We start from the raw sequence: 21,675 nt of genomic DNA, 5'->3' as shown, positions 1-21,675 counted from the left end.
CCATGATTGTCGTGGAAAAACTGACAAAGCAGTTCAAGGGTCAAGTGGTGCTCAACGGCATTGACCTTGAGGTAAAGGAAGGCGAGGTCGTCGCGATCATCGGCCCTAGCGGCTCGGGCAAGACGACGTTCCTGCGCTGCCTGAATTTCCTTGAAGAACCCACCAGCGGCCGGATCAAGGTCGGCGATATCGAAATCGATACCCGCCGCCCGCTGAACCAGCAGCAAGGTCTGGTGCGCAATCTGCGCCAGCACGTGGGCTTCGTGTTCCAGAACTTCAACCTGTTCCCCCATCGCACCGCTCTGGAAAACGTCATCGAAGGGCCGATCGTGGTCAAGAAGATGCCGCGCGAACAAGCGGTTGCCCTGGGCAAGAAGCTACTGACCAAGGTCGGTCTCGCCGGCAAGGAAGACGCTTATCCGCGTCGACTTTCCGGGGGTCAGCAACAGCGCGTCGCGATTGCCCGCGCGTTGGCGATGGAACCGGAAGTGATCCTGTTCGACGAGCCGACTTCGGCCCTCGACCCGGAACTGGTCGGCGAAGTGCTGGCGACCATCCGCGGTCTCGCTGAAGAAAAACGCACCATGGTGATCGTCACCCACGAAATGGGCTTCGCCCGTGACGTGGCCAACCGTGTGGTGTTTTTCGACAAGGGCGTGATCGTTGAACAAGGTGAAGCCAAAGCGTTGTTTGCCAACCCGAAAGAAGAACGCACTCAACAGTTTCTCAGCAAGTTCCTGAATCACGCCTGAGAATGTTTAACGCACCCTCTCAAACTTCCATGGATGGAAGTTATCTTCACCCCGCTCAATCCCCTCCCGACTATATACACAGCAGACACACTCAATGCACTACATGTATATATGTTCTGCAACAGATAAAACTCGTCTGAAACTTATCGAATGTCACTGGCGTGAGTATGAATAACTCTGCGTCAAAACGGCTAAAAAAGCCTGTGAAAGGTAGTCAGATTCGCCTTTACGCCTAGGAGTTCGACTTCAGAAGCGTAGGAAACTTCTGATAGAACCTCGATTCCCAGATTAACTACCGCCGACTATTGACACCCCTCCCCGCACCCTCTTATCTAGTCGCCAACCGGCACTACTTAGTTTAATCAACTCGCTCTCAAGTTGAACAAAATGTTCATTGCTTTATTGCCAGTTGATTCATGCCATTTGTTCTTCCAGAAACGGACTTCGCTGCAAGGCTTCAAGGAGAGAAATCGATGACTCGCACTTCGCATACCCCCGAACTGGCAGCACCGACACTGTCGCCAGCGCAAAAAACCGGCATCAACCTGACCGCCGCCGCACATCTGCTGGTCGCCGTTTCGCCCTATCCCGACATGGACTGCGGCGACCTGATCGAACTGTTCTGGAACAAGTGCTACGTCGCATCAAAGGTGCTGACCGCCGAGGACGTTGGCGAGTCGATCAGCATGCGTGTGCCGGAGAGTTTCATTGCCAACGGCACCGCGCGTATCCACTACCGGGTGATGCAAGTCGGTCACGGCGCGGCACTGTCGGCGGCAACGCGCGTGCAGGTCAAACTCGATTGTCCTGGCGGCCAGCCAGCCGCCGTGTGCGGTGACGAAAACCAGCAACTGGCGCCGGTGATAATTCCCGATGCCATTCGCCGTCAGGGGGTGAATCCGAATCAGATCAAACGCGGCGTGCCACTGACCATAGAGCCCTACCTGAACATGGCGGAAGACGACGCCATCACTTTGCGCTGGGGAGATGTCCGTATGGATCTCGCGCCGATCACGGCTGCCGATATCGGGCTGCCGATTCAGGTCTGGGTGCCGCCGGCGGTCATCGTCGAAGCCGGCGAGGATATGCGCCTGGACGTGACCTACTGCATCCTCGACCGGGTCGGCAACAACTCGCGCTGGGCACCGCCACGGACATTGAAGATCGGTTGTGTGAATCCTTATCTGAAGGTGCCATTGAGGCAAGCACTCAAGGCGGCCGAAACGCGCAAGCCTTAGCAGTGAATCCAACGGGTGAGGGAACGTTCGCCTCACCATCGTTCACGTTCACCGCAAGTGTTTTACCAACCTTGGAAATCTTGACCAACTCGACCATCAACCCTTCTATGCATATTCCTAAAAGTTAGTTTATTTAATTTTTATACACGTTTAGGGTATATGAACCGGACCACCGGACATTCTTTCTTTCGCTGCACTGTGCGGCGTTTTCATGAGATGTGAGGTAGGTAGTATGGTCCGGAACACAATCACCCCAGTGCAGATCGCCAGGGCATTGCGTGCAGCCAAGGAGCGGCACTGATGTCCAGTCTGGCAGATGCAATCGTCCAGTCTGATCTGGACATCGCCCCGCTGTTGTTGCCCGCGCAAGTCTTGCGCAACGACGCCCAAGCCCTCGAGGCCGCCCTTGAGCTGGCGCAAGTCGCCCGCGTGCAGGCCGCCAAGCGCGACCGCCAACGTAAATTGCCGTGGTCGGAAATCGAACAGTTCACCCGCAGTGGTCTGGGCAGCATTGCCATCCCGCGCGAATACGGTGGTCCGCAGGTTTCGTTCGTCACGCTGGCCGAGGTGTTCGCGATCATTTCCGCCGCCGATCCGGCGCTGGGACAGATCCCGCAGAACCAGTTCGGCATCATCAACCTGGTGCTTGGCTGCGCCACCGAAGCGCAGAAAAGGCAGCTGTTCCAAAGTGTTCTGGAAGGCTGGCGCATCGGTAATGCCGGCCCTGAACGCGGCACCAAAAACACCCTGGAGCTGAAAGCGCGCATCACCGCTGACGGCGATGAGTACGTGATCAACGGCCAGAAGTTTTATTCCACCGGCGCGCTGTTTGCGCACTGGGTCGCGGTCAAAGCGCTCAACGATGACGGCAAGCAAGTGCTGGCCTTCGTCCGCCGCGGCACACCGGGTTTGCACATTGTTGATGATTGGTCGGGCTTCGGTCAGCGCACCACCGCCAGCGGCACGATCCTGCTGAACAACGTGCGCGTCGAAGCGAGCCTTGTCGTCGACAACTGGAAGATCAACGAAACCCCGAACGTTCAAGGCGCGGTGTCACAACTGATTCAAGCAGCGATCGACGCCGGCATCGCCCGTGGCGCCATCGAAGACGCCATCGAGTTTGTCAAAACCCGCGCGCGGCCATGGATTGACGCCAAGGTCGAGCGCGCCAGCGATGACCTCTATGTCATAGCTGACATCGGCAAGCTGAAAATCGAACTGCACGCCGCCGAAGCGCTACTGCGCAAGGCCGGGCAAGTGCTCGATCAGGTACATGCCGCGCCAGTCACCGTCGAGTCCGCCGCCCGCGCCTCGATTGCCGTGGCTGAAGCCAAAGTGCTGACCACCGAGATCTCGCTGCTGGCCAGCGAAAAGCTTTTCGAACTGGCCGGCAGCCGCGCCACCCTCGCCGAATTCAACCTCGACCGTCACTGGCGCAACGCCCGCGTGCACACGCTGCACGACCCGGTGCGCTGGAAATATCACGCGGTCGGCGCCTATCGCCTGAACGGCACGTTGCCGGCTCGCCATTCCTGGATTTGACCAGAACACTTTTGACCAGATCTCTGGAGAAGCACATGACTTTTTCCCATCCCGTCGCGGTCATTACCAGCGATGAGCAAGCCCTGATCGTCGCCAGCGACCTGGCCGAAGATTTCAAACGCGACAGCGCCCTGCGCGACCGTGAACGACGCCTGCCGCTGCCCGAACTCGACGTGTTTTCCCGCTCCGGCCTGTGGGGCATCACTGTCCCCAAGGAATACGGCGGCGCCGCTGTGTCCAACGTCACGCTGGCCAAAGTCATCGCCCTGATCGCTCAGGCTGACGGCTCTCTTGGGCAGATTCCGCAGAACCATTTCTATGCCCTCGAAGTCCTCAGGGTAAACGGCAGCCACGCGCAGAAACAACGGTTGTACGCCGAGGTGCTGGCCGGTCAGCGCTTTGGCAATGCACTGGCGGAACTGGGCACCAGAACCGCCCACGACCGCGTTACCAGCCTCAAACGTGATGGCGACGGCTATCGCATCAACGGCCGCAAGTTCTACGCAACCGGGGCGATTTACGCGCAGCGCATTCCTACCTCCGTGGTCGATGAAAACGGCGTGCAGCAACTGGCCTTCGTCCCGCGTGACAGCAAAGGCCTGAGCGTGATCGACGACTGGAGCGGCTTCGGCCAGCGCACCACTGGCAGCGGTTCGGTGGTGTTCGAAGACGTGTATGTCGCAGCGCAAGACGTGCTGCCGTTTCAAAGCGCCTTCGAACGCCCGACCACCGTCGGCCCGCTTGCGCAGATCCTTCACGCCGCCATCGACACCGGTATCGCCCGCGCCGCTTATGAAGATGCGCTGCACTTTGTGCGCAGCAAAACCCGGCCATGGATCGACTCGGGTAATGACAATGCCACTGAAGATCCGCTGACACTGAAAAGCTTCGGCCACTTGAGTATTCGCCTGCACGCGACCGAGGCTTTGCTTGAACGCGCAGGCGAATTCCTAGATGTCGCGCAAGCCGAAACCAACGCGGACACCGTCGCCGCGGCATCGATTGCCGTCGCCGAAGCACGCGCCATCAGTACTGAAATTTCGCTGGCCGCCGGCAGCACGCTGTTCGAACTGGCCGGCAGCCAGGCCACGCTGATCGAACACGGCCTCGACCGCCACTGGCGCAACGCCCGGGTGCACACCCTGCACGACCCGGTGCGCTGGAAGTATCACGCGGTTGGCAATTACTACCTCAACGATGAAAACCCGCCACTGCGGGGCACCATCTGATGAGCAAGAAAAAAATCCTGCTCAACGCGTTCAACATGAACTGCATCGGCCATATCAACCATGGCTTGTGGACGCACCCGCGCGACACGTCGACCCAATTCAATAGAATCGAATACTGGACCGAATTGGCGCAGTTGCTGGAGCGAGGGCTGTTCGACGGGCTGTTCATCGCCGACATTGTCGGCGTGTACGACGTCTATCAGAACTCGGTAGATGTCACGCTGAAGGAGTCGATCCAGTTGCCGGTCAACGATCCGTTGTTGCTGGTTTCGGCGATGGCTGCCGTGACCCAAAATCTTGGTTTCGGCCTGACTGCCAACCTCACCTACGAGCCGCCGTACCTGTTCGCCCGGCGCATGTCGACACTCGATCATCTGAGCCGTGGTCGCGTGGGCTGGAACATCGTCACCGGCTACCTCGACAGCGCCGCCAAAGCCATGGGCCTGAGCGAGCAAGTCGAGCATGACCGGCGCTACGACCAGGCCGACGAATACCTTGAAGTGCTCTACAAACTCTGGGAAGGCAGCTGGGAAAACGGTGCGGTCCTCAACGATCGCGAACAGCGCATCTACGCCCAACCGGAAAAAGTGCACAAGGTCGAGCACAAGGGCGAGTTCTATCAGGTCGAGGGTTATCACCTCTGCGAGCCGTCGCCACAGCGCACGCCGGTGCTGTTTCAGGCCGGCAGTTCCGATCGCGGTCTGCTGTTTGCCGGGTGTCACGCCGAGTGCGTGTTCATCAGCGGCCAGAACAAATCGTCGACCAAGGTTCAGGTCGACAAGGTCCGCGCCAGCGCTATAGAGGCCGGGCGCAATCCCGAGGACATCAAGGTGTTCATGGGCCTCAACGTGATCGTCGGCGTGACCGAGCAAGCCGCGTGGGCCAAGCATGCCGAGTACCTGAGCTACGCCAGCGCCGAGGCGGGTGTTGCGCATTTCTCGGCGTCCACTGGCATCGACTTTTCGCAGTATGAAATCGACGAACCGATCCAGTACGTGAAGAGCAACGCCATTCAGTCCGCCACCAAAAACCTGCAAAACAACGACTGGACCCGACGCAAGTTGCTAGACCAGCACGCCCTCGGTGGCCGCTACATCACCGTGGTCGGTTCGCCTGAGCAAGTGGCGGATGAACTGGAATCGTGGATCGCCGAAACCGGCCTGGACGGTTTTAACCTGACCCGCATCGTCACGCCTGAAAGCTACGTGGATTTCATTGATTTGGTGATTCCGGAGTTGCAGCGGCGTGGGTCGTACAAGACCGCTTATGACACAGGCAGCCTGCGGGAAAAACTGTTTCACCGGGAGGCGCACTTGCCCGAGCAACACACGGGTTCCGCGTTTCGCCGCTAAAAGCATCGCTGGCAAGCCAGCTCCCACAAGGGTCTGTGGCGTTCACAAAACCTGTGGGAGCTGGCTTGCCAGCGATGAGGCCCGAACAGACACCACAAATTTATGCACTGACTGGAAAACTCATCATGACCAAGAAAATCCTGTCCCACCCAGTCAAAGCACTGGCCCTGGCCCTCGGCCTGTTCAGCTCGGCGGTTTTCGCCGCCGACGCCCCGCTGAAAATCGGCACCACCGCAGCCTTCGCCATCCCGCTGGAAGCCGCCGTCGAAGAGGCCAGCAAACAAGGCCTTAACGTCGAGCTGGTGGAGTTCACCGACTGGATCGCACCGAACGTCAGCCTTGCCGCCGGCGACATCGACGTGAACTACTTTCAGCACATCCCGTTCCTCGAAAATGCCAAAGCCGCGGCGGGTTTTGACCTGGTGCCGTTCGCCCCGGGGATCATCAACAACGTCGGCCTCTACTCAAAGAAATACACAAGCTTCGACGAGTTACCGGAAGGCGCCAGCGTTGCCATCGCCAACGACCCGATCAACAGCGGTCGCGGTCTGCAACTGCTGGCCAAGGCCGGTCTGATCAAACTCAAACCGGGCGTCGGCTACAAAGCCACCGAAGACGACATCGTCGCCAACCCGAAGAAAATCAAAATCCTCCAGGTTGAAGCCGTGCAACTGGTGCGCGCTTACGACGACGCTGATCTGGTCCAGGGCTACCCGGCCTATATTCGCCTGGCGAAGACCTTCGATGCCGGCTCGGCGCTGCTGTTCGATGGCCTCGATCACAAGGAGTACGTGATCCAGTTCGTGATTCAGCCAAAGAGCAAAACCGACCCGCGCCTGATCAAATTCGTCGATATCTACCAGCATTCCCCAGCCGTTCGCGCGGCACTGGATAAGGCCCACGGCAAGCTGTACCAGGCCGGTTGGGAAAGCTGAGCATGACGGCCGCGACCCAACGGCGACTGGAGATTCCAGAGCCAAAGAATGCTGAACGCACAGAACTGCACCCGGAACTGAACCGCGCCCACGTGCGCTTCATCAACCTCGGCAAAACCTACAACGGCCGGCAAGGCCCGGTCGCTGCGCTGCAAGGCATCGACCTGGCGATCCAGCGCGGCGAAGTGTTCGGGATTATCGGCCGCAGCGGCGCCGGCAAGTCGTCGCTGATTCGTACGATCAATCGACTGGAACAACCGACTTCAGGGCGGGTGCTGATCGATCAAGTGGACATTGGCGAGTTCGATGAAAACCGTTTGGTCGCTCTGCGTCGGCGAATCGGCATGATTTTCCAGCACTTCAATCTGATGTCGGCCAAGACCGTTTGGCAGAACGCCGAGTTGCCGCTGAAAGTCGCCGGTGTGCCCAAAGAGCAACGCGAGAACAAGGTCCGCGAACTGCTGGAACTGGTGGGCCTGCAAGGCAAGCACAAGGCTTATCCGGCGCAGCTCTCCGGCGGGCAGAAACAGCGTGTCGGCATCGCCCGCGCACTGGTCCATGACCCGGATATTCTGCTGTGTGACGAAGCGACTTCGGCGCTCGATCCGGAGACCACGCAATCGATCCTCGGTTTGCTGCGCGAGATCAACCAGCGTTTGGGCCTGACCATCGTATTGATCACCCACGAAATGGCAGTGATTCGCGAAATCTGCGACCGCGTGGTGGTGCTGGAACACGGACAAATCGTCGAGCAAGGTCCGGTCTGGGAAGTGTTCGGCAACCCGCAACACGAGGTCAGCCAAACACTGCTTGCGCCGCTGCAACATGCGTTGCCGCAAGAGTTGCAAAGCCGTCTGCACGCGCATTCGCCCTCCAGCGAAGCGGCTGTGGTTCTGCGTTTGCAGTTCACTGGCAGCGCCAGCGACGAGCCCGATCTGGCCGCGTTATTCGCGGCCCTCGGTGGGCGGGTGAAGTTGTTGCAGGGCGGCGTCGAACGGATTCAGGGCCACGCGCTGGGGCAGTTGCTGTTGGCGGTCAGTGGTGCTTCGCTGGACGCCGAAACATTGCGCCAACGCGCCGGGCAATGGGCGCAACGGGTGGAGGTGCTGGGTTATGTGGTTTGATCGCTTGCTGCAGGGTTTCATCGACACGTTTTTGATGGTCGGCGTGTCGTCGTTGATCGCGCTGCTGGTGGGCATTCCCATGGCGGTGATTCTGGTCACCAGCGACAAGGGCGGGATCTACGCAGCACCGGTGCTGAACCGCGCCCTGGGCGCATTCGTGAACCTGTTCCGTTCGATCCCGTTTCTGATTCTGATGGTCGCGCTGATCCCGTTTACGCGGCTGATCGTCGGCACCACCTACGGCGTGTGGGCGGCGGTGGTGCCGCTGACCATTGCTGCCACGCCGTTCTTTGCACGGATCGCCGAGGTGAGCTTGCGTGAAGTTGACCACGGCTTGATCGAAGCCGCGCAGGCGATGGGTTGCCGGCGCTGGCACATCGTCTGGCATGTGCTGCTGCCCGAGGCGCTGCCGGGGATCGTCGGCGGGTTCACCATCACCCTGGTGACGATGATCAACTCCTCGGCCATGGCCGGCGCGATTGGCGCTGGCGGCCTGGGGGATATCGCTTACCGCTACGGCTATCAGCGTTTCGACAGCCAGATCATGCTGACGGTGATTGTGTTGCTGGTGGCGCTGGTGGCGGTGATTCAGTTGGGCGGTGATCGCTTGGCGCGGGGCTTGAACAAGCGCTGAAGCATGATGAAAAGATCGCAGCCTGCGGCTACTCAAGGGGATTGGTGAATACCGCCGGCTGCGAACTACTTATTTGCGTTCGTCCGAATCAATCGTGGATCAGGCTGTCGAGCCATGCATATTCGGTCTTGGCGCGGTGCAGCACCTGCATGCTTTTTGCTGCGTAAATAATGCTGTCGGCATTGTTCGACGCCATGTGCGCACGCATCAGCGGATTGGCATTGAACAGTTTTACCGCCGTCTTCAGGTCCAGATCGTCGCCAATGCCCAAGTAATCGCTGATACCGAACAGGAAGCTGTCGTGGTAATCCGAAAAGGCGTTCAGATAATCGACGGTCAAACCACCGCGCATGATCAACTCGGAAACGCCGCGCTCGGCAACGTCGTAAAGGGTTGGCGGGTCCCCACCCAGCAGGCTGCGCATATCGCCGTCCAGATAGAAAAAATCTGCCGCGTTTGGGCCAATCGCATGGAAACGGTCGATTCTGTTGGTGTGCAACATTTCGTGACCCAAAGACATGCTCAACTCCCCCTGCCGCATGTACTTGCGATTGAGGAAGAACCGGCCATGAAAATCGCCCTTGTACATCCAGGCTTCGCTGTTGGTATCGGTATCAACCCCGAGGAATTTTTCCTCCCCCCAACGCCCTTGATACTCCCTGGAAAGCGCCAGACCTCGCGCGACTGATTCAGCGACCTGCGAGGCAACGGCGCGATGCTCGCTGCCAAAGAAACTTTCATGAACGGCCGCGGTTTCTGTGTCATTCAGACCTGCGACGTGAGCGGCATCCGCGAAAATGCCCTCAACCACGCGCAGTTCCGAACGAATCAAGGCTGCCTCCTCCGGCGCAAACTGCTTCAACCCGCGCGCAACCAGTTGGGCGTCGCTTGCGGTCTTGCGTTCAAACGCATCATTGAGTCCGGTGTGAACCCGCTGCTTTTTTGCCGAATGATTTCTTACTTGGTGAATGAGCGCATCAATATCGATATCAATGACAGTGCCACGGTTACCGAGGCGCTGAGCAAGCCCAGGCTTCCACGTTGCGCTTTGCGGATCGAAGAACAGTTCCGGCCCCGACGCCTTCAGTTCAGAGACCAGTGTCGCGCGATACTCACCAGTGGGTGCGCTCTGCCGAACCTGGACAATCTCGCCGGCACCGATATCGGCGTAAGTGCGCCCCTTGATGATCCTGAGACCCGAGTCGTTGGCCGCAGGCAGGGTCGCCGGCGCTCTCAAACGATAGCGCTCAAGTGTGGTGACCGCCGGGTGGATAGGCACCACCTCGGTAGGCGGCAACGATTCAACGGTGACGGCGGCGAATGGCGTGTCACTTGGCCGAACCACTTCTACGCCCGCATGCTCGACGTCTGGACGAAAGTTCTTCACCGCAGGTGGGTGGTCGGGCAGTCCACTGCCTGACGTTTTACGTGATGGCCGCGCATCCGCCGGGCTACGGCTGTATGGCGAGGTGGCGGATTGACGAACAATGCCCATGAAAAAAAATCCTTTTTTTAAGTGAATCCTCCCGAATATAAACAGGACAGACATCGCGACAGTGGTCTATCGCGTGGGCGTCAGTACATCCGATGGCAGCACTTGGAGTGCGGTACATATGTATTGCACATGAGTGGCGGTTTTGTGCTTGGTTCGCAACCTTTCACGCTATAGTCGGCCTCTATCCGTCCAGTCACGAAACAATCATGAAGCAGACCCCTACCGACCTCGAACAGATCACTGCCACCACCCTCGGCCACTACAATTCGGTGGCCGAGGACTTTCGCGAGGGCACCCGCGATCACGATGTCAGCCAGAACATCGACGCGCTGTTGCGGCACATTCAGGGCACGGCACCGTTCACGATTCTTGATTTCGGCTGTGGGCCGGGGCGGGATCTGCAGACGTTCACGCGCATGGGCCATGTTGCTGTCGGCCTCGACGGCTCGGAAAAATTTGCGCAGATGGCGCGTGAGGACAGTGGTTGCGAAGTGCTGCAGCAAGATTTCCTGAAGCTGGATTTGCCCGCAGCGCGCTTCGACGGCGTTTTCGCCAACGCGGTGCTGTTCCATGTGCCGTTGCAGGAACTGCCGCGGGTTTTGCAGCAACTGCACGGCAGCCTGAAAACGGATGGCGTGCTGTTCAGTTCCAATCCACGCGGCGATAACAGCGAGGGCTGGAACGGCCCGCGTTATGGCTCTTATCACGATCTGGAGGCGTGGCGCGGGTTGCTCACGGCGGCCGGTTTCGTCGAGCTGGAACACTACTTCCGGCCAGCGGGGCTGCCGCGAGAGCAACAGCCGTGGCTGGCGAGTGTTTGGCGCAAGGTCTGACTCAGGGAGCGTTCTGCACCCGGTAGTGGCTCACCGCACCGTCGGGCAGCAACACCGTGAGGCTCTCGCCCGGCAGGGTCTTGCCGCGCACTTCACGCGCGGCTTGATCGAAGTTGGCCAGCAATCGAGTACCGTCCGCAAAGGTTGTCTGCTGCACGCGCCGATCATCGCTGAGCCATTCGAATCCGGTCAGCGCCTGCTTCGCCAGACGTTCATGCAGCGGGCGGAAAAAAACGTCCTGCCGCGCCATGAGCGGCAGCCGCTGCGCAAGCGTCGCCGCGCTCAGGTGATACAGCGGCGGCACGTTGTAGAGCAACTGCGTGAGCTCATTCGCCGCCCGCACGTTGCTCAGCTTCAGGCTGTCGTACAACCAGTGATGAGTGGTGATGACCGAACCGTGGAACACTGCCTGATACAGCGGCAAACGGCTGGCCGGATCAAAGTGGATGCGGCGGTACGGTTCTTTGATCGGCACAGGCTTGAAGAACACCGCCGGTTGCTCCGGCGGATACCATTTGCCGACGAAGTATGCAGAGGCAGGATTTTTGCTCATGTCGACATCGCCCCAGCCGATCACGGGCGTCTGCATGCCATGGGCAAACAGCACGCCTTGCGCTGTGGTCGCGTTGCCATCTTCGGAGCCGGTGGGCAGTTGCAAGACCTGATTGATCCAGCGTGACGCCTCGACGTTGCTTTCGGCATTTTGCGCTTGCGTCATCGTGGCGCCGGGACGGTAACTGTCGAGCACCATGCCCGTGGCGTAGGCGTCGAGAAACCAACTGTTGAAACCGGCAGCGGCGCTGATGGCGGTGACGCGTCTCTCCAGCAACGGCCGTACGCAACGTGGATCGGTGTAGTGTCCTGACTGCTGGAATCCGGTTTTCAGCGTGCGGTTTTCCAACACGATGGCGCATTCGGTGTTCGCCATGTCGCCCAGGTGCGCGGTGATCCAGTCCGGGTTTTCGTCCCGGCTCAGGGCGGTCTGGTAGGAGTCATATGGCGCGATCAGATAACCCGCCTTCACCGCTGCGCGAACCACCTCCGGATGCCAGAGTCCGCCCTCCCAACCCTCGCCAAGCCCCAGCCACAAACGCGTCAGCCCTGCACTGTGCAAGCGTTCAAGGGTATCGAGCGACAAGGTGCTGCCCCAGCGCTTGGGATCGGCGGTCAAGGCGCCCGCGAATTCCCCGGCCAGTTGCCCGCGAAGGGCGCCGTAACCACTGACCAGTGCCTGCATGTCCGGCACCGCGCGCGCTTGCCAGGTTTTGCGCGCCAGGGTGTTGAGCGCACGATTGAGACTGCGCAGCAGCACCGTTTTCTGGTAGCGATTGAGCACGGTTTCGCCGGCGAGCATCTGCAAGGCTTCGTGATCCATAGCGCCGCGCAGCGCACTGGCCAGCGGCGTCTGACTGCGCAGTTCGCCGAGCAGCGCCGGCCAGTTGCGCACATCTTTCGCTCCCAACAGATCGTTGCCCCACAGGTAGACATGGCTGGCCCCCAGCAGCTTGCTGGCCTGCGGGTTTTTCTCAAGCTTGCTGCTCAGCGTTTCATATTGGCCGTTATCGATCAGCCATTGCCGGTAGCGTTTGGCCCCCGCCAACGGTTCGGCGTCGCCCAGAAACAGGCTGAACGTCAGCGGCGTCGACGGTTGCAATGAGGTGAATTGATGCCGCGCTGACAACGCCAGGGTCTGACCATCAGCGCTGAACAGCAGATGATTGTTGTACGGATTGCTCAGCAGCCAATTGAGGCTGAACCCCTCGTGCACAACGCCCCACAGCGGCAAGCCGAGATCCTGGGTGGTATTGAATGCGCCCTCACCGAGCAGAAATTTCTGCCAGACCTGATCCCCACGCGGCACGTAGTGCCCTTCGGCCAGCGGCCAGATCAAGCCTTTGCCCATGGCGCTGCCGGGTTGGCGCAGGAACTCGAAGTCACCTGGCTTGCGCGCGGTAATCGAGAACGAAAGGTCGCGCTGATCGAGTTCAGCACTGAGGGTCCAGGCGCCATCATCCCATTGCCAGTCGAGGCGATTGCCGCTTCTGACCAATTGACTGACCTTGTGCGCTTCAACCCCCGTCGATGCCTGCACGCTGGCGCGGTCGGCCGGGGTGACCTGCACGGCGAGGGTCGCGGGGTCGATCTGCACCTGCCACAGCGCGTTGGCCAACAGCGTTGCGGCCAGCGTCGAGGGCGACAGGCACAGCCCGAGCATCAGCAGCAGTTGACGCGACCAGCAAGCAATCGTAGACATCAGGCGCCCCCCTCCAAATGGAGGAGGGACGGTAACGCAATGAACGACGCTTGTAAGTCAGACCGTTCCCAAAGGTGTAACAAGACCGATCAATGTGCCGACGGCGATGAGTCTTTCTTCGGCTCGCGAATCTTGTACCAGGCCACGTACAGCGCTGGCAGAAACAGCAGCGTCAGCAAGGTGGCGATGATAATCCCGCCGATCATCGCGTAAGCCATCGGCCCCCAGAACACTTCGCGGGCAATCGGGATCATGCCCAGGCTCGCCGCCGCAGCGGTCAGCAGGATCGGACGGCGTCGGTGCTCGGTCGCTTTCGCCACCGCATCCCAGGGTTCCAGACCTTCTTTCTCCAGTTCGTCGATCTGCGTGACCAGAATTACCGAGTTGCGGATGATGATGCCGATCAGCGCAAGGATCCCCAGGATCGCCACGAAGCCCATCGGCGTGCCCGTCGGGATCAGCGCCAGCACCACGCCAATCAAGCCGAGCGGCGCGACACTCGCGACCAGGAACAGCTTCTGCACACTGTGCAACTGGATCATCAGGAACGTCGCCATCAAAAACAGCATCAGCGGCACGACCTTGGCAATCGGCCCTTGAGCCTTGCCGCTTTCCTCGACCGTACCGCCAGTGGCGACCTCGTAGCCCACCGGCAACCCGGCGGCGAATTTGTCGATGTCGGGCTTGAGCTGCTTGACCAGATCGGTCGGCTGAATCTCATCGCGCACCGCCGCTTTGATGGTGATTGTCGGCTTGCGGTCGCGACGCCACACCAGCGGCTGCTCCAGCTCATAGCGCACGGTGGCGAATGCCAGCAGTGGAATCGATGTGCCGCTCGGCGTGACGATCTGCAGGTTTTGCAGGGTCTCCGGCGTACCGCGTTCGGCATCTTCGGCACGACCGATAACGTTGATCAGGTAGATGTCGTCATCGACCTGGGTCACCGGCGAACCGACGACGATGCTGTTCATCAGGTTGGCGACGTCTTCCGAGGACAAGCCGAGTTGCCGCGCCTTGTCCTGGGCGATGTCGATGCGCAGGACTTTGCCCGGTTCGTTCCAGTCGTAAATGATTTCGCCGATGTGCGAGTTCTTGTCGAGTTCGGTGGCCAGTTCGATCGCGTGTTTGCGCACCTGATCGATGTCCTTGCCGCTGACCCGGTACTGGATCGGCCGCCCTACCGGCGGGCCCATCTCCAGTGCCTGCACGTAACTGCCAATGCCGACGAAGTCTTTGCGCAGACGTTCGCGCAGGCGCTGGCTCAAGGCCTCACGCGACTCCAGCCCCTTACTCACGATGACCAGTTGCGCGTAGTACGGGTTCTGCAATTGCTGGTCGAGGGGCAGGTAGAAACGGATCGCGCCTTCGCCGATGTAGGTACTCCAGCGCGCGATGTCCGGGTCGTCCTTGAACGTCGCTTCGAGCCTGTCCACAGCCTTGCGGGTTTCGGCCATCGAGGCGTTCTGCGGCAGGTTGAGGTCGACGAGGATTTCCGGGCGGTCCGAAGACGGGAAGAACTGGTTCTGTACAAACTGCATGGAGAATACCGACGCCACGAACAACGCGATGGTGATGCCGATCGCCCACCAGCGGTTGCGCATGGCCCAGAACATGCCGTAGTTGAACGCGCGGCCGATGCGACCCGGTTCAGCGCTGTGCGGTTTGACGTTGGCGCTGAGAATGTGCACGCCGATTACGGGTGCAAACAGCACCGCGACAATCCACGACACCAGCATCGCCACGGCGATCACCGCAAACAGGGTGAAGGTGTACTCACCCGCCGAACTGGCGTTGAGGCCGATCGGAACGAACCCGGCGACAGTCACCAGCGTACCGGTGAGCATCGGGAACGCGGTCGAGGTGTAGGCGTAGGTCGCCGCCTGCTCCTTGGTCTCGCCCATTTCCAGGCGCGTGACCATCATCTCCACCGTGATCATCGCGTCGTCCACCAGCAGGCCGAGGGCGATGATCAATGCGCCAAGGGAGATCCGCTGCATGGTGATGCCGCTGTATTCCATGAACACGAAGACCATCGCCAGCACCAGCGGAATCGAGCACGCCACCACCAGACCGGCGCGCACGCCGAGGCTGATGAAGCTCACCACCAGCACGATAATTACCGCTTCGAACAGCGCACTGGTGAAACCGCCGACGGCTTTTTCCACCACGTCCGCCTGGTCGGAAACCGTGTGCACGCCGACGCCCACCGGCAAGTCGGCGGTCAGCGCCTCCATGCGTTGGTGCAGCGCCTTGCCGAATTCCTGAATGTTGCCGCCCTTCTTCATCGCAATCGCGAGGCCGATGGCTTTTTTACCGTCAAAACGAAACTCCGGTGTCGCCGGGTCGACGTAGCCGCGAGTGATGTTGGCGATATCGGCGAGGCGATAGAAGCGGTCATTAAGGCGCAGGTTGACGTCAGCCAGGTCTTTCTCCGAGGCAAATTGCCCGGAGGTGCGCACGGAAATCCGCTCCGGCCCGGCTTCGATAACGCCCGCAGGGGTCACCGCGTTTTGCGATTGCAGGCTCTGCACCACCTGACGCTGATCGATGCCCAGCGCCGCCAGTTTGCGCGTGGAGAAATTCAGGTAGAGCACTTCATCCTGCTCGCCAACCATCTCGACCTTGCCCAGCCCCGGCACTTCACGGATCTCGGCACGCACCTGTTCGACGTAATCGCGCAACTGGCGCATCGACAAGCCGTCGGCGGTAAACGCATACACCGAGCCGAACACATCACCGAACTCATCGTTGAACCCCGGCCCTTGCAGGCCTTGGGGGAAGTCGCCACGAATGTCGTTGATCTTCTTGCGCACCTGATACCAGATGTCCGGGATGTCCTTGGCGCTAGTGGTATCGCGCAAGTACACAAACACCGTGGATTCGCCGGGTCGCGTGTAACTTTTCACGTAGTCGAGGGAGTCGAGTTCTTCGAGTTTTTTCTCGATGCGGTCGGTGACCTGTTTGAGGGTTTCCTCTTGCGTCGCACCCGGCCAGCGGGTCTGGATGACCATGGTCTTGATGGTGAACGACGGATCTTCCTCGCGACCCAGGTTCATGTACGAGAACACGCCCATCAGCAGCGCGACGAACATCAGGTACCAGACGAACGACTGATGTTTCAGAGCCCATTCGGATAGGTTGAAAGGCCCTTTCATCGTGGACTGTCCTCGTCGATTTTGACTTTCTGCCCCGGTTTGAGGCTGTTCACACCGGCCGTTACCACCCGCTCGCCAGCCTTGACGCCGCCGGACAGCACCACGGTGCTGTCATTGCGACTGATCAGGGTGACGTCACGTGGCGAGACGGTTTGCGCTTGCGGGTCGATGACCCAGATCCGTGTTTTGCCGTCGACTTCCTGCAACACGCTGACCGGCAATTCGAGACGCGGCTTGATTGCCGAACTGAGGGTGACGCTGATCGCTGTGCCGAGACGAAAACCGGGGGGCGTGTCGGTGAGCGTCAGGCGTGCACGCCGGGTGCGGGTAGCGCTCTGGGCCTGGGGTTCGATCTCGCGAATGGTCGCGGTGGTGTTGATACTCGGGTCGAGTTGCGCGGCGACCAGAAACACCACATCCGGTGGCAGTTGATCGACCAGGGTATCGGGCAGGTCGATCACCGCTTCCTTGATGTCCGGTTGCGCCAGCGTCACCACTTGCTGGCCGGCGGTAACTACTTGGCCGGCCTCGGCATTCCACGCGGTGACCACGGCTTTGTGATCGGTGCGCAGTTGCACGTAGTCGAGCTGATCCTTGGCCTGGCTCAGCGACGCCTTGGCTTGATCCAGCGAAGCCTTGGTGGTTTTCAGGTCGGTTTGGGCGATGTCCAGTTGCGCCTGTGCACCCACGCCACGGTCGAACAATTGCTGCTGGCGACGGGCGTTGGCCTGGGCATTGATGTACTGCGCTTCAATGCGCGCCAGATCCCCTTGGGCGGCACGCAACCGGTTCTGCTGATCGGTTGGGTCAAGTGTGGCGAGCAAGGCGCCCTTCTCGACTTCGGCGCCGACATCGACGTTACGGCTGGCGATACGCCCCGGAATACGGAAACCAATGTTGCTTTCGTAGCGTGCCTGAATGCTCCCGGCAAAACGGCCGAGGTCTTCCTGATTGAGGGTTTTCACTTCCACCGACAACACCGGACGCACCGGCTCCGGCGGCGCTTCTTTTTCCGAGCATGCGGTCAGCGCCAGCAGCGCCGTGAGCAACAACAGGCGCGTCATGGCTGGGCTCCCACTTGCAGATCCTTGTAGGTGTTTTCGGCAATCTCGACTTTCATGCCCGGATGCAGCAACTGGCCGCCGGCGATGATGACTTTGTCGCCTGCCTTCAAGCCGTCGCTGACGATGACTTTGCCCGTCAGGTAACGCCCGACCGTCACCGTGTGCAGCTGCGCGCGGCCCTCGCCGTCGATGATCCACACCGCCGGCTCGCTGAGGTTTTTGGTCAGCGCCGACCACGGCAGTTCCACGGCGGATTGGCCGGGCGTCTTGGCCGTGGCGCTGACCACCGAGCCGAGCTGCATGCCTTCCGGCAGGCTATCGAGGGTGACTTTGACTTGCACGGTGCCGGTCTGCGCGGATACCGCCGGAGTGATTTCACGCACCGTGCCGGTGGTTTTGATTTTCGGATTATCGAGCAGGCTGACTTCAATCGAGCGATCCGTCGGCGGTCCGGCCAACAGCGACTCGTAGACGTTGAACACCGCGTCGCGCTCACCGTCACGGGCCAGGCTGTAGATCGGCACGGTGGCTTGCACGACCTGGCCAACTTCGGCCTGGCGCGCGGTGATGATCCCCGGCGCTTCGGCGATCAGCGAGGTGTAGCTCAGTTGCTCGCGGGCATTGGCCAGTTGTGCCTGAGCGGCCGTCAGCGCGCTCTGGCTGCTGCGCAATTGTGCTTGCGCGGCGTCATATTCGGATTGGCTGGTGTAGCCCTTGGGCAAGAGTTTCTGCTGGCGGACGAAAGCCGCTGCGCTCTGTTTGACCCGCGCCTGCTCGGCCACCACTTGTGCTTGTGCGGAGTCGACGTTGGTCTGCAAATCTTTCGGATCGAGTTTGGCCAGCACCTGTTTGGCGGTGACGCGGTCGCCGACGTCAACCGAACGCTGGATGATCTTGCCGCCGACACGGAACGACAGATCGGTCTGCACCCGCGCCTGAACGTCGCCGGTCAGCGTCACCGAAGCCGCGTAATCGGCCGGTTTGACCTCTTGCACGAAGACCCGGGGCAGTTCTTTTTCGACCTGTTTGTTGTCGCCACAGGCGGCCAGCAATGTGAGCAGGCCGAGCACGACCACTGTTTTCAATCCGGGACTCGCCATGCAGACTCCTTCCTGTGTACGAACGTGCAAGTGACGATACGACTGTGAGCTTAGAACAGGGTTCCGCCATTGCTCGCATGATGCTGCATTTACCCCTGCAGGCGCTGCAGCCGGCGGCGATCTTTTGCTTTTTAGATCAAGATCAAAAGCTCGCCGCCGGCGGCAACGCCTACAATGCGATCGTTTCTCTGCCCCGCGCAGGAACGATCAAGAGAAGGATTTCCATGCTCAAGACCCTCGCGGTGGCCAATTACCGCTCGATCAATAAATTGGTGATCCCGCTGGGTCGGCTGAACCTGATCACCGGCCCCAACGGCAGCGGCAAGTCCAACCTGTACCGGGCGCTGCGCCTGTTGGCGGAAACTGCGCAGGGCGGCGTGGTCAATGCGCTGGCCCGTGAAGGCGGGCTGGATTCGACGTTCTGGGCCGGGCCGGAAACCATCAGTCGCCGGATGCGCAACGGTGAGGTGGCGATCGAGCCGACGGTGCGCCAAGGCGTCAAACGCCTGCGCCTGGGGTTTGCCGGGGAGGATTTCAGTTATTCGATCAGCCTCGGGCTGCCCGATTCCAACGGCCACTTCATGTTGCCGGAGAATCCGCGGCCGATTCCCTCGCGGTTCAGCCTTGATCCGCAAATCAAGCGCGAATGCATCTGGGCTGGCCCTCATTACCGGCCCGCCAGCCTGCTGGTGGACCGAGACGGGCCAATGATCCGTGCCCGCTCAGAGAGAAAATGGGACGTTCTGGCACAACACACACCGAACTTCGACAGCCTGTTCGATCAGGTCGGCAGCCTGCGCAGCTCGCCGGAAGTGTTCCATATGCGCGAGTTCATCCGCCGCTGGCGCTTCTACGATCACTTTCGCAGCGATGCCGACGCCGCAGTGCGCCAGCCGCAACTGGGTACGCGCACGCCGGTATTGCATCACGATGGTCGCGATCTGGCAGCGGCGTTGCAGACGATCATCGAAATAGGCGATGCCGACGCGATGCGGGCCGCCATCACCGATGCATTTCCCGGCGCGCGGTTGCACATCGAATCCCAGGCCGGCGGACGCTTTGCCATCGAGTTTTTTCAGGAAGGGTTATTGCGACCATTGTCGGCGGCGGAGCTGTCGGACGGGACGTTGCGTTATCTGCTGCTGGTCGCGGCATTGCTCACGCCACGACCACCGTCGTTGATGGTGCTCAACGAACCAGAAACCAGTCTGCACCCGGACCTGCTGCCGGCGTTGGCGCGGTTGATTATCAAGGCGTCGCAAGAGTGTCAGGTGTGGGTGGTATCCCATGCGCGGCGATTGATTTCGGCGTTGCAGGAAGACCCGGAGTGCAATTGCATTGTGCTGGAGAAGACGCTGGGGCAGACCGGGATTGTCGGGCAGCGCGTGCTGGATGAGCCGGCGTGGCATTGGCCTGACTGATCCCGAAACCAAAAAGATCGTGGCCTGCGGCAGTTTCTGGACTGCCACGAAAACGGTTAAAGCCTATTGGTATCAAGCAAAAACCTGTCCTTGAATTTGCCGGGAAGGAATAAGAAAGCTATTTTCCTTTTCGCTGTAGGAAGGATCTTTTTTTCACGAAAGCCCTCCAAGGACGAACAGCTTTTGGCCAGACTCCCCCGGCCAACCCCCATAACAAGGAAGAAAACATGGACGTAAAAGTGCCGCAGCGACTGGATCCGCAGGAGATCGTGAAATTGTTGATGGCGTTGAGGCGGGCTTTGAAGGCCCGGGTGGCCTGAGAATCAAAAGCCCCTCACCCCAGCCCTCTCCCGGAGGGAGAGGGGGCCGACCGAGGTGTCTGGCGTTTTACATCGACCTGAAAAATCGAGTCGATTATGGATTCAGCAGAGCTCTTTCACGTCGGCGTACTTCTAAAGCATCCCCCGATCAGTCCCCTCTCCCTCCGGGAGAGGGTTAGGGTTAGGGGCTTTTAAAGGCACACACAAAAACGCCGATGCCCATCACTGGCCATCGGCGTTTTTACACCTGAAGGGGGTGTTTTAAAACGTCAGATCAGAACGCCGGCAGTACCGCGCCTTTGTACTTCTTCTCGATGAACGCTTTGACTTCCGGGCTGGTCAGGGCAGCGGCCAGTTTCTTGATGGCGTCGCTGTTCTTGTTGTCCTCACGGGCAACGAGGAAGTTCACGTAAGGCGAGTCAGCACCTTCGATCACCAACGCATCTTTATTCGGATTCAAACCTGCTTCCAGCGCGTAGTTGGTGTTGATCATGTCCAGATCAACTTCCTTCAGAACGCGTGGCAGCAGCGCCGATTCCAGTTCCTTGAACTTGAAGTTGTGCGGGTTCTTGGCGATGTCTTTCGGCGTTGCCAGGGCGTTCTTCGGGTCTTTCAGTTCGATCAGGCCAGCCTTCTGCAGCAGGATCAGGGCGCGGCCGCTGTTGCTGCCTTCGTTCGGGATGGCGATGGTTGCGCCGTCCGGCAGTTCAGCCAAAGTCTTGTACTTGCTCGAGTAGCCACCGAACGGTTCAACGTGCACGCCTTGCACAGTCACCAGGTACTTGGACTTGTCGTCCTTGTATTTGCCGGCGTTGAAGCTGTCCAGGTAAGGCTTGGTCTGGAAGTAGTTGGCGTCCAGACGCTTCTCGCCAACCTGTACGTTCGGCTGAACGTAGTCGGTGAAAACTTTGACTTCCAGATCCACGCCTTCTTTGGCGAGGGTCGGTTTGATCAGCTCAAGAATTTCAGCGTGCGGCACCGGGGTCGCAGCGACTACCAGTTTCTCGCCGGCCTGGGCCAGGGAAGCAGTCAGAGCAGCCGCCAATGCGGTAAACAACAGAACCTTTTTCATGCAGTGTCCTTATCGAAAATCACGATCGCCGATGGCGACGGCTATTAATTAAATACGAGTGCCAGTGAAGTGCTATCTCTGGCGTGAAGCGGACAATACCGGGATTTTTTATTCCCGGACAATAACGTTTATTCAGCTTCATATTCCATTTTGTT

16 protein-coding genes are annotated in these 21,675 nt (G+C 59.8%); 10 read left to right on the top strand and 6 right to left on the bottom strand.

Going from position 1 to position 21,675, the window contains the following annotated elements; all coding sequences use genetic code 11:
- Positions 1-2 precede the first annotated feature (2 nt).
- The 8 genes from tcyN to AB4P97_RS25295 all read left to right on the top strand — a co-directional run bounded on the left by tcyN (position 3) and on the right by AB4P97_RS25295 (position 8,806).
- A complete protein-coding gene (tcyN, locus tag AB4P97_RS25330) occupies positions 3-752 on the top strand; it encodes an L-cystine ABC transporter ATP-binding protein TcyN (RefSeq protein ID WP_115146055.1) in 750 nt (249 codons plus the stop codon).
- Between the two features lie 473 nt (positions 753-1,225).
- Positions 1,226-1,990 carry a hypothetical protein gene (locus AB4P97_RS25325; RefSeq protein ID WP_261736175.1) on the top strand — a complete coding sequence of 255 codons (765 nt, stop codon included), beginning with the start codon at positions 1,226-1,228 and terminating at the stop codon, positions 1,988-1,990.
- Positions 1,991-2,290: 300 nt separating this feature from the next.
- On the top strand, positions 2,291-3,532 hold the full coding sequence (locus AB4P97_RS25320) for an SfnB family sulfur acquisition oxidoreductase (protein WP_395601766.1): 1,242 nt from the start codon (positions 2,291-2,293) through the stop codon (positions 3,530-3,532).
- Positions 3,533-3,567: 35 nt separating this feature from the next.
- Complete coding sequence (locus tag AB4P97_RS25315) at positions 3,568-4,761, top strand: SfnB family sulfur acquisition oxidoreductase (RefSeq protein ID WP_042557118.1); 1,194 nt, start codon at positions 3,568-3,570, stop codon at positions 4,759-4,761.
- Positions 4,761-6,113, top strand: coding sequence for an LLM class flavin-dependent oxidoreductase (locus AB4P97_RS25310; RefSeq protein WP_395601765.1), 1,353 nt, complete (start codon positions 4,761-4,763; stop codon positions 6,111-6,113). Before AB4P97_RS25315 ends, AB4P97_RS25310 begins: the two co-directional genes overlap by 1 nt.
- A 125-nt stretch (positions 6,114-6,238) precedes the next feature.
- Entirely contained in the window at positions 6,239-7,048 is an 810-nt protein-coding gene (locus tag AB4P97_RS25305; protein ID WP_042557116.1) for a MetQ/NlpA family ABC transporter substrate-binding protein, read from the top strand.
- Between the two features lie 2 nt (positions 7,049-7,050).
- Positions 7,051-8,172 carry a methionine ABC transporter ATP-binding protein gene (locus AB4P97_RS25300; protein ID WP_395601764.1) on the top strand — a complete coding sequence of 374 codons (1,122 nt, stop codon included), beginning with the start codon at positions 7,051-7,053 and terminating at the stop codon, positions 8,170-8,172.
- The gene (locus AB4P97_RS25295; protein WP_042557114.1) at positions 8,162-8,806 is read left to right on the top strand and encodes a methionine ABC transporter permease; all 645 of its coding nucleotides are present in this window, start codon (positions 8,162-8,164) and stop codon (positions 8,804-8,806) included. The genes AB4P97_RS25300 and AB4P97_RS25295 overlap by 11 nt, the downstream gene beginning before the upstream one ends.
- A gap of 88 nt (positions 8,807-8,894) precedes the next feature.
- On the opposite strand, the gene AB4P97_RS25290 is transcribed toward AB4P97_RS25295, so the two are convergent.
- Complete coding sequence (locus AB4P97_RS25290; RefSeq protein ID WP_395601763.1) at positions 8,895-10,355, bottom strand: hypothetical protein; 1,461 nt, start codon at positions 10,353-10,355, stop codon at positions 8,895-8,897.
- Between the two features lie 152 nt (positions 10,356-10,507).
- Here AB4P97_RS25290 and AB4P97_RS25285 point away from each other — a divergent pair, with 152 nt between their 5' ends.
- Positions 10,508-11,134, top strand: a complete 627-nt coding sequence (locus AB4P97_RS25285) for a class I SAM-dependent methyltransferase (protein WP_395601762.1) — start codon at positions 10,508-10,510, stop codon at positions 11,132-11,134.
- A 1-nt stretch (position 11,135) separates the two neighbouring features.
- Here the strand turns inward: AB4P97_RS25285 and AB4P97_RS25280 are convergent, their stop codons facing one another.
- The 4 genes from AB4P97_RS25280 to AB4P97_RS25265 form a co-directional block, all read right to left on the bottom strand.
- Complete coding sequence (locus AB4P97_RS25280; protein ID WP_395601761.1) at positions 11,136-13,388, bottom strand: glycoside hydrolase; 2,253 nt, start codon at positions 13,386-13,388, stop codon at positions 11,136-11,138.
- Positions 13,389-13,477: 89 nt separating this feature from the next.
- The gene (locus AB4P97_RS25275; RefSeq protein WP_042557110.1) at positions 13,478-16,543 is read right to left on the bottom strand and encodes an efflux RND transporter permease subunit; all 3,066 of its coding nucleotides are present in this window, start codon (positions 16,541-16,543) and stop codon (positions 13,478-13,480) included.
- The gene (locus AB4P97_RS25270) at positions 16,540-17,607 is read right to left on the bottom strand and encodes an efflux RND transporter periplasmic adaptor subunit (protein WP_395601760.1); all 1,068 of its coding nucleotides are present in this window, start codon (positions 17,605-17,607) and stop codon (positions 16,540-16,542) included. Before AB4P97_RS25270 ends, AB4P97_RS25275 begins: the two co-directional genes overlap by 4 nt.
- A complete protein-coding gene (locus tag AB4P97_RS25265; RefSeq protein ID WP_395601759.1) occupies positions 17,604-18,707 on the bottom strand; it encodes an efflux RND transporter periplasmic adaptor subunit in 1,104 nt (367 codons plus the stop codon). Before AB4P97_RS25265 ends, AB4P97_RS25270 begins: the two co-directional genes overlap by 4 nt.
- A 224-nt stretch (positions 18,708-18,931) precedes the next feature.
- On the opposite strand from AB4P97_RS25265, the gene AB4P97_RS25260 reads away from it, so the two are divergent.
- Positions 18,932-20,128, top strand: a complete 1,197-nt coding sequence (locus AB4P97_RS25260) for an AAA family ATPase (RefSeq protein WP_395601758.1) — start codon at positions 18,932-18,934, stop codon at positions 20,126-20,128.
- A 594-nt stretch (positions 20,129-20,722) separates the two neighbouring features.
- Here AB4P97_RS25260 and AB4P97_RS25255 read toward each other — a convergent pair.
- Positions 20,723-21,520: a MetQ/NlpA family ABC transporter substrate-binding protein gene (locus tag AB4P97_RS25255; protein ID WP_395601757.1), complete on the bottom strand. Its 798-nt coding sequence runs from the start codon at positions 21,518-21,520 to the stop codon at positions 20,723-20,725.
- Between the last annotated feature and the right edge of the window lie 155 nt (positions 21,521-21,675).

Origin of the sequence: Pseudomonas sp. A1230, from assembly GCF_044218825.1 — a bacterium.
Taxonomy (GTDB): domain Bacteria; phylum Pseudomonadota; class Gammaproteobacteria; order Pseudomonadales; family Pseudomonadaceae; genus Aquipseudomonas; species Aquipseudomonas iridis.
This window is presented reverse-complemented; position numbering and strand designations above follow the sequence as displayed.

What these genes read in the sequence shown, in the direction of transcription:
- tcyN (WP_115146055.1), top strand. Translation starts at nt 3, where the DNA reads ATGATTGTCGTGGAAAAACTGACAAAGCAGTTCAAGGGTCAAGTGGTG.
- AB4P97_RS25325 (WP_261736175.1), top strand. Translation starts at nt 1,226, where the DNA reads ATGACTCGCACTTCGCATACCCCCGAACTGGCAGCACCGACACTGTCG.
- AB4P97_RS25320 (WP_395601766.1), top strand. Translation starts at nt 2,291, where the DNA reads ATGTCCAGTCTGGCAGATGCAATCGTCCAGTCTGATCTGGACATCGCC.
- AB4P97_RS25315 (WP_042557118.1), top strand. Translation starts at nt 3,568, where the DNA reads ATGACTTTTTCCCATCCCGTCGCGGTCATTACCAGCGATGAGCAAGCC.
- AB4P97_RS25310 (WP_395601765.1), top strand. Translation starts at nt 4,761, where the DNA reads ATGAGCAAGAAAAAAATCCTGCTCAACGCGTTCAACATGAACTGCATC.
- AB4P97_RS25305 (WP_042557116.1), top strand. Translation starts at nt 6,239, where the DNA reads ATGACCAAGAAAATCCTGTCCCACCCAGTCAAAGCACTGGCCCTGGCC.
- AB4P97_RS25300 (WP_395601764.1), top strand. Translation starts at nt 7,051, where the DNA reads ATGACGGCCGCGACCCAACGGCGACTGGAGATTCCAGAGCCAAAGAAT.
- AB4P97_RS25295 (WP_042557114.1), top strand. Translation starts at nt 8,162, where the DNA reads ATGTGGTTTGATCGCTTGCTGCAGGGTTTCATCGACACGTTTTTGATG.
- AB4P97_RS25290 (WP_395601763.1), bottom strand. Translation starts at nt 10,355, where the DNA reads ATGTCTGTCCTGTTTATATTCGGGAGGATTCACTTAAAAAAAGGATTT.
- AB4P97_RS25285 (WP_395601762.1), top strand. Translation starts at nt 10,508, where the DNA reads ATGAAGCAGACCCCTACCGACCTCGAACAGATCACTGCCACCACCCTC.
- AB4P97_RS25280 (WP_395601761.1), bottom strand. Translation starts at nt 13,388, where the DNA reads ATGTCTACGATTGCTTGCTGGTCGCGTCAACTGCTGCTGATGCTCGGG.
- AB4P97_RS25275 (WP_042557110.1), bottom strand. Translation starts at nt 16,543, where the DNA reads ATGAAAGGGCCTTTCAACCTATCCGAATGGGCTCTGAAACATCAGTCG.
- AB4P97_RS25270 (WP_395601760.1), bottom strand. Translation starts at nt 17,607, where the DNA reads ATGACGCGCCTGTTGTTGCTCACGGCGCTGCTGGCGCTGACCGCATGC.
- AB4P97_RS25265 (WP_395601759.1), bottom strand. Translation starts at nt 18,707, where the DNA reads ATGGCGAGTCCCGGATTGAAAACAGTGGTCGTGCTCGGCCTGCTCACA.
- AB4P97_RS25260 (WP_395601758.1), top strand. Translation starts at nt 18,932, where the DNA reads ATGCTCAAGACCCTCGCGGTGGCCAATTACCGCTCGATCAATAAATTG.
- AB4P97_RS25255 (WP_395601757.1), bottom strand. Translation starts at nt 21,520, where the DNA reads ATGAAAAAGGTTCTGTTGTTTACCGCATTGGCGGCTGCTCTGACTGCT.